The following is a 12,378-nucleotide window of genomic DNA, read 5'->3' on the forward strand; positions in this document are numbered from 1 at the left end:
GCCTCAGGCTGGCGCCTTGACAAGCCCTATCGCACCAACTCTTTCATGCCACGCTCTAGCCCGGCCAAGGTCATCGGGACCATTTGGTCTTCAAAAATTTCTTGGATCATTTGAATGGATTGGGTGTAACGCCAATGCGTGTCTGGCACCGGATTAATCCAAATATTCGATGGCCATTGTGCGCGCGCGCGCATCAGCCAGGTTTGTCCTGACTCTGCATTCCAATGCTCATTTGCGCCGCCTGCATAGGCCACCTCATAGGGTGACATACTCGCATCTCCGACGAAAATACATTTATAATCAGAACCATAGGTGCGCAAAACCTCATGGGTTTGGGTTTGATCGTTCCAACGCCGCGCATTGTCGCGCCAGACCCCTTCATAAAGGCAATTGTGAAAGTAAAAATATTCCAAATGTTTGAATTCGGCGCGGGCGGCTGAAAACAATTCTTCGACTAATTTGATATAAGGATCCATCGAGCCACCCACATCCAAAAACAGCAGCACCTTGATCGCGTTGCGCCGTTCGGGGCGGGTTTGTACGTCGAGATATCCATTTTCGGCTGTTGAACGGATGGTGCCATCAATGTCGAGTTCATCCGCAGCCCCGTCGCGGGCCCAGCGCCGCAGGCGCTTGAGCGCCACTTTGATATTGCGGGTTCCCAGCTCAACGCTGTCATCCAGGTTTTTAAATTCGCGTTTATCCCAAACTTTGACCGCGCGCTGATTGCGGCTTTCGCTTTGACCAATGCGCACCCCTTCTGGGTTATATCCATAGGCGCCAAAGGGCGAGGTGCCAGCCGTGCCAATCCATTTGCTGCCGCCTTGATGGCGTTTTTCTTGTTCCTTCAGGCGCTGCTTTAACGTCTCCATCAGCTTGTCAAAGCCGCCCAAAGCTTCGATTTCGGCTTTTTCTTCCGGGCTAAGATGCTTTTCCGCCATTTTTTCTAGCCAGTCAGAGGGAATATCCACCGCGTTCAGGATATCAGCCTCGCTGAGGTTTTCTAAGCCTTTGAAGCTGGTTTGAAAGGCCCTATCGAACCGGTCAAGATGGCGCTCATCCTTCACCATGATGGTTCGGGCCAAATAGTAAAACCCCTCTAAATCATAGATCACCATGCCGGTTTGCACCGCATCGAGAAAACTGATGAATTCGCGCAATGAAACTGGAATGCCGGTTTTTCTGAGCGTTTCGAAAAAGGGCAGAAACATCGCGTTAGATCACCGTACGATCAACAATGATGGTGAGGATCAAGCCGATCAATGCAAATAAAATCCCATAGCCGGCGGCATATTGCACCATATCCAGCGCTTTTCCTCTGCGCTTTCGCGCGATGGCTGCGCCTAAAATGGCACCAAATAATCCGCTTAATAAATACATAATTACACTCTGCTTTATGGGGGCTGCTTTCAGGATAAAAGCCAAGGCTCCGCCCGCGATGATCTAGACCCTTTATTTGTAAAAGTCACGCGCTCTGCTGATTTCAAGTGAAAGTTTAACGCATTACGATCAACGGCCGCTGCGCGCCATAAAGGCCAAGCGTTCAAATAAATGCACATCTTGCTCGTTTTTCAGCAAAGCCCCATGCAGTTTTGGCAGGGCATTGGCCCCATCCCGCTGAAGGTCCTCGGCGCTGAGATCTTCAGCCAATAAAAGTTTCAGCCAATCCAGAACCTCGGAGGTCGAGGGTTTCTTTTTCAGCCCGGGTTGCTCTCTGAGTTCGTAAAATTGGGTGAGCGCGGCGGCGAGTAGTGATTCTTTGATGTCGCCGTGATGTACCTGAACGATTTGTTTCAAGCTCTCGAGATTGGGAAATTGAATATAGTGGAAAAAGCAACGGCGCAAAAACGCATCGGGCAATTCTTTTTCGTTATTTGAGGTGATGATCACAATAGGGCGGTTTACGGCGCGCACCGTTTCCCCGGTTTCATAGACGTGGAATTCCATTTTATCCAATTCCTGAAGCAGATCATTTGGGAATTCTATATCGGCCTTATCGATCTCATCGATCAACAAAACCACCTTTTTATCTGATGTAAAGGCCTGCCATAACTTGCCTTTGCGGATGTAATTGGAAACATCATGAACGCGTTCTTCGCCCAATTGACTGTCGCGCAACCGGCTGACGGCATCATATTCATACAGGCCTTGCTGGGCTTTGGTGGTGGATTTTATGTTCCATTCAAGCATCTCGAGACCAAGCCCGCTGGCCACTTGTTTGGCCAGTTCGGTTTTGCCTGTGCCAGGCTCGCCTTTGATCAAAAGTGGCCGCTCCAGCGTGACCGCAGCGTTCACGGCGATGGAGAGATCTTCAGTCGCTACATAGTTTTTGGTTCCGGTAAATTTCATTCTTTTGCCCATATTCATGTCCAGTTGCGCGGAACTTAGCGGGTTAATCATTTTGCTGCAATCTGTTGCTATTGAGTAGTGACAAGCCCGCCTTGTTGCGGTAGGTGCGTGCCAATGGGAACGAAAATTTGTGGAAGGAGACATGCATGTCATACTCTGACCCAAGCCAAGGGGTGGAAATGAAGCAAGAGACTTTTATTTCGGATAGCTATACTCCTGCCGAAGACGAGCCATTCATGAATGAGCGTCAGGTGGAATATTTCAGACGAAAGCTGTTGGATTGGAAAAATGATCTGATGAGCGACAGCAAGGAAACGATCGAAGGGCTTCAAGATGGCACGCGCAATATCCCAGATATTGCGGATCGCGCCAGCGAAGAAACCGATCGCGCGCTGGAATTGCGAACGCGGGACCGCCAGCGCAAGCTTGTCTCGAAAATTGACGCAGCGCTGCGCCGCATTGATGAGGGCGAATATGGCTATTGTGAGGTTACGGGTGAGCCTATCTCGCTAAAGCGTCTTGATGCGCGTCCTATCGCGACGATGAGTTTGGAAGCCCAAGAGCGCCATGAGCGGCGCGAAAAAGTGCATCGCGACGACTGAGGAAACCTGAAAAGCCGATCCGCTAGATCGGCTTTTTTATTGAGGTGAAACATGCTGAACGGCTTGCAAGTCCAGGTCGTAGGGGGCGGTATAGCGGGTTTGGCCGCATCGCTAGCCTTTTCTCAAAGTGGCGCCAGCGTTCACCTGTGCGAACAGGCTGCGGCGATCAAGGAGGTTGGGGCCGGTTTGCAAATATCCCCCAATGGGCTTGCCGTGCTGAGCCGCTTGGGGCTGAAAGACGCGGTTGCGCAAATTGCAGATAGCGCCGAAGCGGTGGATTTGCGCGATTACAAAGACGGGAAATTGGTATGCCGTCTTGATTTGAAAACCCACGCGCCGGATCTGGATTTCTTACTGGTGCATCGCGCTGATCTGATCCAAACCCTCTTTCAAGCCTGCAAAGCACAGGGGGTGCGCTTTGTCTTCTCGAAAAGCCTTTCCAGCCAAGATCTTTTATCTGGCGCTTGTGGCAGCGAGGCTGCGGCGGGCCCTGTGGATTTGGTGATTGGGGCAGATGGGGTGCGCTCAAAGATGCGAACGGCTTTGCTGGGACCATCTGCGCCGTTTTTTACCGGGCAGGTGGCGTGGCGCGCGCTGGTATCCAATAGCATGGATCATCCCAATAAGGTGATGGTGCATATGGGGCCGGGGCGGCATATCGTGAGCTATCCGCTGCGCGGCGGCAGCCTGGTCAATTTGGTGATGGTACAAGAACGCAGCCTATGGGCGGGCGAAGGCTGGTCCCATCGCGATGATCCCGCGCTTGTCCGGGCCGCTTTTGCTGATTTTGGCGGGCTTGCACATGTGTTGCTGAAAGCGCTCTCCGAGGTGTATTTATGGGGTTTATTCCGTCATCCTGTGGCCGAGTATTGGTTTCAGGATCGCAGCGTTTTAATCGGAGACGCAGCGCATCCGATGCTCCCTTTTTTGGCTCAAGGCGCCAATATGGCCTTGGAAGATGCTTGGGTGTTGAGCCGGGCATTGCATCTTTATGGTGCAACGCGGCAAGGCTTTCAGCGCTATCAGTTTTTGCGGCAAGGCCGCGTGAAAAAGGTTGTTGCAACAGCCCAAAGCAATGCCCGCAACTATCACCTCAGCGCCCCGCTGACCCGGTGGGTCGCGCATAGCGCATTGCGCGGTTTGGGGGCGGTCGCCCCAAGCGCAATGTTAAAACGTTTTGATTGGTTATATCGCTTTAACCCCGATACGGGGCTGCCCTAAAGATCTAATTGCGCCCAAACCGGCACATGATCTGATGGTTTTTCAAAGCCGCGGATATCTTTGTCGATACCGACGTCAAGCAGCAGGTCGGCGCAGGCAGGCGTCATCAGAATATGATCGATCCTGATTCCGTCATTGCGGTTCCATGCCCCCGCTTGATAATCCCAAAAGCTATAATGGCCGGGTTCTGCGTGCTTGCACCGAAACGCGTCTGTGAAGCCCAAATGGGTGATTGCTTGATAGGCTGCGCGGCTTTGCGGTAAAAACAGCGCGTCATCTGTCCAGATATCGGGGCGGGCGGCGTCTTCTGGTTGAGGGATAATATTGTAATCCCCGGCCATCAAGGCGGGCATTTCTGCGGCCATAAGCTCGATAGCGCGTTGGCGCAGGCGTTTCATCCAGGCAAGCTTGTAGTCATATTTAGGGCCGGGGGCCGGGTTGCCATTGGGCAAATATAGGCCGCAGATTTTGAGCGCGTGCTTGCCGATGACCGTGGCTTCGATCCAGCGGGCTTGCACATCTTCGGGATTTCCGGGCAGACCAAAGGAAATATCTTCTAGCGGCAGTTTTGATAAAATAGCCACGCCATTGAATGATTTTTGTCCATGGGTCACCACTTGGTAGCCTCGATCCTCAAAGAGATCGCGCGGAAATCCCTCATCGACAGATTTAATCTCTTGCAGAAGTGCGATGTCCGGCGCGCTGCTGTCAAGCCAATCGCACAAGGCCGACAATCTGGCTTTAACGCCGTTGATGTTGAACGTTGCTAGTTTCATCTTCACCCCCAAGCTTTCCTTGCCCTGAGCCTTTAGCGGCGTCATGCGGTTTTTCGCAAGCAAAACTGCGAATAAAGAATCACCTAATACACCTAAAAGTTGTAAATTATGCCAAGATGAGTAGATTCTTTATATATTTCTTCAAGCTGAGAAAAAATAAAATTAATATATAACATATACTTAATGTTCTTTCTGGTCAGTATTTTCGGCATTTTTTTCGAAAGGCAGAAAAAAAACTTGCAATACAACCTAAAGCTGTAATTAATATGGTATACAACTTAGAGAGGAAAAAATTATGTTAGCCCATAAATTCGAAATCCAAGCCGCCCCAGCCACTCAAGAAACTGCCAGCATGCATAGTGGCGAGGGCACTCATTTGTTCACATCCGCCTCAGAGCCTTTTGGCCCGATGCAGGCTTATCTTGGAGAAGGTGTTGAAATGTTCACCTCTGCTTCAGCGCCTGCCACTGCCAGTGATGCGCGTCACGGTGAAGCTGTTGAAATGTTCACCTCTGCTTCAGCCCCCGCAAGCGCGAGTGATACGTATCAAGGTGAGGGCGTTGAAATGTTCACCTCAGCGTCTTCTCCAGAGCATGCGAGCGATGCAATTCAGGGCGATAATGTGCAGCTTTTCACTTCCGCCTCAGCTCCCAGCCAAAACTCAGATTTAGACAGCGGCAATGGCATTCATTTATTCACCTCTGCCTCGTGAAGGCCCTGCGCATCGATTGTGCTCACCTACCCGAAATTATTCATTTAAGAAGCCTCGTCGCCTCACCTAACCAAACCAAAACGGGGCTTCTTTATTTTCTCTGACCAAATAGGAGTAAGAAAATGTCAAACATCATTAGCTTCCCGCAAAGGATCCGCCCCTTGGAAGAGGCTGGCCGTATTGGCATTTTAATAGATTGCTTTTGCAATCGCCGTCGCACCACGGAAGATGTGTTTTGGCTGAAAGAAAACGCTGAGCTGCTCAATTTGCTGGAAACCAGCACGGTGACGCTGAACACCAACGATTTAACCCATTACCAAAATTTTTATGACAGCTTAGAGCATAGATTATGCTTTTTCCCGCAATATTACCGATTCATTTTATCGCTTGCGCTTGATCTTGAAGCTTTGGGGCTTGGGCAGGGTAAATCTGCGAAGCTTTGCCAATGGGTTGTAGACCATAATTTGGTGGGTGCGGAATTATCAGATTTGCAACGCGCAGAAGCGGTGCGTTTGTTGAAACGCGGTCTTGGCCGCGCACAGCGAGATGATCCGACCTTGGTTGACCGCTTACATGGTTTTATCGATCAATCCGAGACTTTTTCAATTCCGAATAAAAAGGCGGCGTATGAATTAACTCATATCGTTTTTTATCTTAGTGAATATGGGCGTAAAGACCCCGGTATCAGCGCCGATGCGGTCCGTTCATTGGAATTTGCAGGCTTGTTGGCGCTGCTGGATCACAACACGGACCTTCTTGCCGAGATTTGCATTGCGTTACGCTTTGCCGGCCAAACACCACCGTTGGGCTGGGAGGATTGGGTGTTCGAACAGCTGGCCGGGTTTAAGGCCGTAAAAACCGAGATTCCCCGTAAAATTCTGCCGGGCGATGAATATCACAGTTATTTGATGTGCAGTTGGCTCGCGGCCTTATCAGGGACGCCGCTGTTTGAAGGCGCGAATGAACCCGCCACCCTATCGTTTCACCCCGCGCCCAAACCGGTTTCAGCGCTGCGCGGAATGTCCGAAAGTATTTTTCAAATGGACAATGCAAGAAGCGCTGATTGGTTTAAAATGCGTGGTACTTTGACTGTAGATTTATCGCCCCAAGCCTATCGTGATCTGCAATTGGCCGAAGCATCGAGCGATAAGTTTGATGAGTTTTTTCACGGCTTCGCGCGCTGCACGCCCGTTTTAAAATAACCCGTTCCATATCCAGCCTTTTTTGCAGGCCCGCGTAGAAAGCCCGAATAGGCTGTCTGCATAGGTCTGTTTGGTCGCTGGTTGAAATTGCGGGTTGTCGCGCCGATTACATTGAAAAGCTGGTTCCGCAGCCACAAGAGCTTGTGGCATTTGGGTTTTCAATGATGAAGCGAGCGCCGATTAATTCTTGTGAAAAATCGATAACTGCATTTTCCAAAAAGGGCAGCGACGCGCTGTCGATGATCACTTTTTCAGGGCCGCTGCCAAGCACAAGATCATCATCTTGGGCTGTATCCAGCTTGATCTCGTATTGAAATCCCGAGCATCCGCCACCTTCAACGGCCACGCGTAAAGCTTGGCCCTGCGCAGAGGCTTTGATTTCTGACAACCGAGAAAAAGCGCGTTCGGTGACTTTTGGGGGCAGGTTCATTATGTTACTCTCCATCGAGGTGATCTGGCCGTACGATTAGAGTATAGGCATTCGCTTTGGATACGGCAAGAAAGGCAAACCGATGGGTGAAAAATTTAGTTGTGATCCCGCGCAAAGCCGCGGGCGCCGGTTTGCAGAGGATAGCAGCACGTTTCGATCCTGCTTTCAGCGTGATCGCGATCGGATTGTGCATTGCAGCGCTTTTCGCCGCTTAAAGCATAAAACGCAGGTCTTTTTGGAACATGAAGGCGATTATTTTCGCACCCGCCTGACGCATTCGATCGAAGTTGCGCAGGTGGCGCGCACGATTGCGGGGGTTTTGGGTTTAAACGCGGAACTGACGGAAACGGTGGCGTTGGCGCATGATCTGGGGCATCCGCCATTTGGCCATACGGGCGAAGAGGCTTTGGATGCATTGATGGCGCCTTTTGGGGGGTTTGATCATAACGCTCAAGCGGTTCGGATCGTTACAAACCTTGAACGCCATTATGCCCAATTTGACGGGTTGAACCTAACCTGGGAAACGCTTGAGGGGATTGCCAAGCATAATGGACCGGTCACCGGAGCGTTGCATTACGCATTGGCGGATTATAACCGCCAGCATGATTTAGAATTGTCTGGCTTTGCCAGCGCTGAGGCGCAGGTGGCCGCCTTGGCCGATGATATCGCCTATAACAACCATGATTTGCATGATGGGTTGCGCGCCGAGCTGTTTTCAACCGATGAATTGGCGGATCTGCCCTTGTTAAACAGCTGTTTTGCCGCGGTAGATGCAAAATACCCAAATTTGAATTATTATCGGCGCCGGCATGAAGCTCTGCGACGCTTCTTTGGAATATTGGTGGAAGATGTGATCGCTGTTTCGTCCGATAATTTGGCAGACTTAAACCCACAAAACGTTGAAGATATCCGCCGCGCAGGGCGCCCAATGGTACAATTTTCACCGGCGGTTTGGACGGATTTGAAAGTTATCCGTCAATTTTTGTTTGAGCGTATGTATCGAGCGCCTAGCGTGGTGCTGGTGCGTCAAGAGGTGACAGAAACGCTGAATGATTTGTTTCCTTTGTTTTTGGAGCGCACCGATTTGCTTCCAAAACAGTGGCGCAAGGATATTTTGGAGGCCACCGACGAAACCAAACGGGCCAGGCTTGTAGCCGATTATATCGCTGGCATGACGGACCGGTTTGCCCTGCAAGAACATGCGCGTTTGGTCACTGGGGCAAATCCAAGGCGAATTTCTGCGCTTTCAGGCGCATTGACGCGGCTGTAAACGGGGCCAGAGCGCAGATCGGCGGCGAAACAGCGATTGACCTAGCCGGAGCGCGTGCTACACCCCCGCCAAGACAGAGGAAGGCTTCAGATGAACCTATTTCACGATATTCGACTTTTGGTTGTGCACGCGCTGGATCAAATGGTGGCCGCCGATCAGCTTCCGCAGGGCTTAAGCTATGTAAACGTCACCGTTGAGCCACCCCGCGATCCGCTGCATGGGGATATGGCCACCAATGCCGCGATGGTTTTGGCCAAGCCTTCGGGGCAATCACCGCGCGCCATCGCCGAAGCATTGGCGCCTCTGTTAAGGGCTGATCCAAGGATTATCGGGGCGGATGTGGCGGGGCCAGGGTTTCTCAATCTGTCGCTTTGCACAAGCGTTTGGCAGGGGCTGGTGGGGCAGGTGCTGGAAAATGGCGCTGCCTATGGCCGCAGCGATTTGGGAAATAATCGGTCGGTAAATGTTGAGTTTGTCAGCGCCAACCCGACGGGCCCGTTGCATGTGGGGCATACGCGTGGCGCCGTGTTTGGCGATGCGCTGGCCAATTTGTTAGACTACGCCGGCTTTGATGTGACGCGCGAATATTACATCAATGATGGCGGCGCGCAGGTGGATGTTTTGGCGCGCTCGGTTTACTTGCGCTATCTTGAGGCGCATGGCCAAGACGTTGCCTTTGAGGATGGCACATATCCGGGGGATTATCTGGTGCCTGTTGGCCAGGCGCTGAAAGATAAAGTTGGCGATGCCTATCTGGAGCAACCCGAAGATATCTGGTTGGCCGATATCCGCGCCTTTGCAACTCAAGCGATGATGCAGTTGATCAAAGATGATCTGGCCGCGCTGGGCGTCACGATGGACAGTTTCTTCAGCGAAAAATCACTTTATGGTACTGGAAAAATCGAAGCGGCAATTGAAAGTCTGCGCGCCAAAGGTTTGATCTATGAAGGTGTACTCGAGCCCCCGAAAGGCAAAACGCCCGAAGATTGGGAGCCGCGTCAGCAAACACTGTTCAAATCGACCGAACATGGCGATGACGTGGATCGTCCGGTGATGAAATCTGATGGCAGCTGGACCTATTTTGCCCCCGATATCGCCTATCATTATGATAAGGTGATGCGCGGCTATGATCAATTGATTGACGTCTTCGGCGCGGATCATGGTGGTTATGTTAAGCGAATGAAAGCGGCGGTATCGGCATTATCGGATGCTCAAACGGGGTTTGATGTCAAACTGACGCAATTGGTCAAACTGTATAAAGACGGAGCGCCGTTCAAGATGTCAAAGCGCGCCGGAACTTTTGTAACGCTTCGCGATGTGATTGATCAGGTGGGCCCAGAAGTGGCCCGATTTGTCATGCTGACCCGTAAAAATGATGCGCCGCTTGATTTTGATTTTGACAAAGTGCTTGAACAATCCCGCGAAAATCCGGTGTTTTATGTGCAATATGCCCATGCGCGCGTGTGCAGCGTTTTGCGCCGCGCAACGGCGGTAGGGATCGCGGTTGATGATGCCACGTTGCTGTGCGCCGATCTGAGCGAGTTGGAACATCCCTCGGAATTGAGCGTCGCGCGCAAAATCGCCGAATGGCCGCGTTTGGTCGAGGTTGCAGCGAAAGGAAATGAGCCGCATCGGGTGGCCTTTTACCTTTACGAACTGGCGAGTGATCTGCACAGTCTTTGGAATAAAGGCAATGAAGTTGAAGCTCTGCGCTTTTTACAGGAAGACAATCCTGCAGCATCGCAATCAAAAATCGCTCTTGCACGCGCCGTAGCGGTTGTTATTTCTGCTGGTCTTGGTATTCTAGGCGTAAATCCGGCAGAAGAAATGCGCTAAAAAAGCCATCGCTGCCGGCGAGCAAAAGACAGACCGGAGAAGCGTTTAGCGCTTTGATCGGAGGGCATTATGGCAGATTACGAGCATTTAGAGGCAGCGACTGCGAAAAGCGAACAGCGCCCAGGCCTGGGCATGTTTGCCAGCTGGATTGGGGCCGGGCTTAGTTTGGCTTTGGCGATTGCCATTGGAACGTGGGCCTATCAAACAATCATGCGCGATGTCAGCGGTGTTCCGGTGATTAAGGCGTCTTCAGATCCGATGCGGGTGGCGCCGGAAAATCCCGGCGGGCTTTCCGCGCAGAACAAAGGCCTATCGGTCAATCGGGTTGCCGAAGAAGTTGCCTCGAAAGCCCCTGATCAAGTAATGCTCGCGCCAAGCCCGGTTTCATTGTCAAAAGATGACCTCGCCAGCGGGGCCTTACGGGCCCAAAATTCAGAAAATTCCAACATGGTTTTGAACGCGCCGATACCGCTTGATATTAACAATTTACCCGATGATCTTTTGAGCGATAGCGGCGCGCGTGATGGTAGCGCTTTACCGGCTAATGGTAAGATAAGAAAGCAATCGGATTCGATTGAAGACGCGCTGAAGCTTGCATTGCAGAACGATGAGAGCTCTGTGGGGCTGGCGCAAGCAATTCGGCCACCCAAACGCCCGTCAAACCTGGCGCCCATCGGGTCAGCGCGCGCCGCGCAAGTGGCCTCAGTGCGCGATTTGAGCCCGTCGGATATCTTAGCAGGGTCAGCCTTGGTGCAATTGGGCGCGTTTGACAGTGAAGCGGTTGCGAAGGCCGAATGGTTGCGCTTAGACAAGACGTTTTCTAGCTTTATGCGCGGTCGTGATCGTTTAATCGTGAAAGCCACAAGTGGTGGCCGCGATTTTTATCGTCTGCGCGCTGTAGGTTTTGCCGATATCGATGATGCAAAGCGCTTTTGTGCAACGATGGTGGCTGGCGATGTGGATTGTATTCCTATTCTTGCTCGGTGATGCCAAGCCAAGCGCCCGAATTTGGCCCCTTCATCTTTGGCTGTGCAGGGCCGGTTCTTAACCCTGAAGAAGAACGTTTTTTTCAACGCGCTAATCCATTTGGATTTATCCTCTTTGCCCGAAATATCGCCAGCGCCGATCAGGTGAAAACGCTCTGCGTTTCCTTGCGCGATGCCGTCGGGTGGCACGCGCCGATTTTGATTGATCAAGAAGGAGGACGGGTTCAACGATTACGTCCCCCCATGGCGCGCGATTGGCCGCCACCGCTTGAAGATGGCCGCGATTTGCCGGCCGACCAGCGCGCCGCGCATATTCAAAGCCGCTATCAAGCGATCGCACGAGAATTACGCGGCTACGGGATTGACGTGAATTGCGCGCCTTGTCTGGATATTGCGCGCGCTGAAACGCACCCTATTTTGCAAAATCGCTGTTTTTCCAATGAGGCGGCGCAGGTGGCTGTCATGGGGGCTGCCGCGGTGCAGGGCTTGGCTGATGAAGGCGTTTTGCCCGTGCTGAAACATATGCCTGGTCATGGTTTGGCGCGCGTTGACAGCCATTTGCAGCTGCCGCGGGTGGGCGCATCATTGGCTGAATTGCGCGAGAATGATTTCAAGCCTTTTGCGGCTTTGAAAGACTGGCCGATGGGCATGAGCGCGCATGTGGTTTATGAGGAAATTGACGATCTGCCGGCCACAATTTCCCCAAAAATGATCGGATTAATCCGCAAAGAAATTGGCTTTGATGGCCTTTTAATGAGCGATGATATCTCGATGGAGGCGCTCGGGGGCAGCTTGGCAGAACGCAGCACGGCCGCCTTAGCCGCCGGCTGCGATGTGATTTTGCATTGCAATGGGAGACTGGATGACATGCAACAAATCGCTGCGGCAAGCGGCGTTTTAAGCCCAGAGGGACAGCGGCGTGCCTTGGCGGCTTTGCACAGACGCTGCGATCCTTAGCCAAGGATGGTTGACATCACCGCCGCCAATGCGCAGC

The 12,378-nt window shown here is 52.1% G+C and carries 12 protein-coding genes; 8 read left to right on the top strand and 4 right to left on the bottom strand.

Annotated features, from left to right (window positions below; all coding sequences use genetic code 11):
- Window positions 1-26 precede the first annotated feature (26 nt).
- Together GN241_06880 and GN241_06885 are read right to left on the bottom strand one after the other, a co-directional pair.
- Complete coding sequence (locus GN241_06880; protein XAT57112.1) at window positions 27-1,211, bottom strand: VWA domain-containing protein; 1,185 nt, start codon at window positions 1,209-1,211, stop codon at window positions 27-29.
- A 298-nt stretch (window positions 1,212-1,509) separates the two neighbouring features.
- Window positions 1,510-2,349, bottom strand: a complete 840-nt coding sequence (locus tag GN241_06885; GenBank protein ID XAT57113.1) for an AAA family ATPase — start codon at window positions 2,347-2,349, stop codon at window positions 1,510-1,512.
- Window positions 2,350-2,528: 179 nt separating this feature from the next.
- Between GN241_06885 and dksA the strand changes: the two genes are divergently transcribed.
- Together dksA and GN241_06895 are read left to right on the top strand one after the other, a co-directional pair.
- Window positions 2,529-2,951 (top strand): RNA polymerase-binding protein DksA, encoded by a 423-nt coding sequence (gene dksA, locus GN241_06890; GenBank protein XAT59209.1) that lies wholly within the window; start codon window positions 2,529-2,531, stop codon window positions 2,949-2,951.
- A gap of 51 nt (window positions 2,952-3,002) precedes the next feature.
- Window positions 3,003-4,172 carry a monooxygenase gene (locus tag GN241_06895; protein ID XAT57114.1) on the top strand — a complete coding sequence of 390 codons (1,170 nt, stop codon included), beginning with the start codon at window positions 3,003-3,005 and terminating at the stop codon, window positions 4,170-4,172.
- On the opposite strand, the gene xth is transcribed toward GN241_06895, so the two are convergent.
- Window positions 4,169-4,948, bottom strand: a complete 780-nt coding sequence (gene xth / locus GN241_06900) for an exodeoxyribonuclease III (GenBank protein XAT57115.1) — start codon at window positions 4,946-4,948, stop codon at window positions 4,169-4,171. The two genes, GN241_06895 and xth, sit on opposite strands and share 4 nt — an antisense overlap.
- A 295-nt stretch (window positions 4,949-5,243) precedes the next feature.
- Between xth and GN241_06905 the strand changes: the two genes are divergently transcribed.
- Window positions 5,244-5,660: a hypothetical protein gene (locus GN241_06905; protein XAT57116.1), complete on the top strand. Its 417-nt coding sequence runs from the start codon at window positions 5,244-5,246 to the stop codon at window positions 5,658-5,660.
- Window positions 5,661-5,782: 122 nt separating this feature from the next.
- Complete coding sequence (locus GN241_06910; protein XAT57117.1) at window positions 5,783-6,862, top strand: hypothetical protein; 1,080 nt, start codon at window positions 5,783-5,785, stop codon at window positions 6,860-6,862.
- Window positions 6,863-6,968: 106 nt separating this feature from the next.
- On the opposite strand, the gene GN241_06915 is transcribed toward GN241_06910, so the two are convergent.
- Complete coding sequence (locus GN241_06915; GenBank protein ID XAT57118.1) at window positions 6,969-7,292, bottom strand: iron-sulfur cluster assembly accessory protein; 324 nt, start codon at window positions 7,290-7,292, stop codon at window positions 6,969-6,971.
- Window positions 7,293-7,374: 82 nt separating this feature from the next.
- Between GN241_06915 and GN241_06920 the strand changes: the two genes are divergently transcribed.
- The 4 genes from GN241_06920 to nagZ all read left to right on the top strand — a co-directional run bounded on the left by GN241_06920 (window position 7,375) and on the right by nagZ (window position 12,341).
- Window positions 7,375-8,562, top strand: a complete 1,188-nt coding sequence (locus tag GN241_06920; protein ID XAT57119.1) for a deoxyguanosinetriphosphate triphosphohydrolase — start codon at window positions 7,375-7,377, stop codon at window positions 8,560-8,562.
- Between the two features lie 90 nt (window positions 8,563-8,652).
- A complete protein-coding gene (locus tag GN241_06925) occupies window positions 8,653-10,398 on the top strand; it encodes an arginine--tRNA ligase (protein ID XAT57120.1) in 1,746 nt (581 codons plus the stop codon).
- Window positions 10,399-10,467: 69 nt separating this feature from the next.
- Window positions 10,468-11,385 carry an SPOR domain-containing protein gene (locus tag GN241_06930; GenBank protein XAT57121.1) on the top strand — a complete coding sequence of 306 codons (918 nt, stop codon included), beginning with the start codon at window positions 10,468-10,470 and terminating at the stop codon, window positions 11,383-11,385.
- Window positions 11,385-12,341 carry a beta-N-acetylhexosaminidase gene (nagZ, locus tag GN241_06935; GenBank protein XAT59210.1) on the top strand — a complete coding sequence of 319 codons (957 nt, stop codon included), beginning with the start codon at window positions 11,385-11,387 and terminating at the stop codon, window positions 12,339-12,341. Before GN241_06930 ends, nagZ begins: the two co-directional genes overlap by 1 nt.
- The last annotated feature ends 37 nt before the right edge of the window (window positions 12,342-12,378 follow it).

The organism is Rhodobacteraceae bacterium IMCC1335, assembly GCA_039640495.1.
GTDB lineage: Bacteria > Pseudomonadota > Alphaproteobacteria > Rhodobacterales > Rhodobacteraceae > Thalassovivens.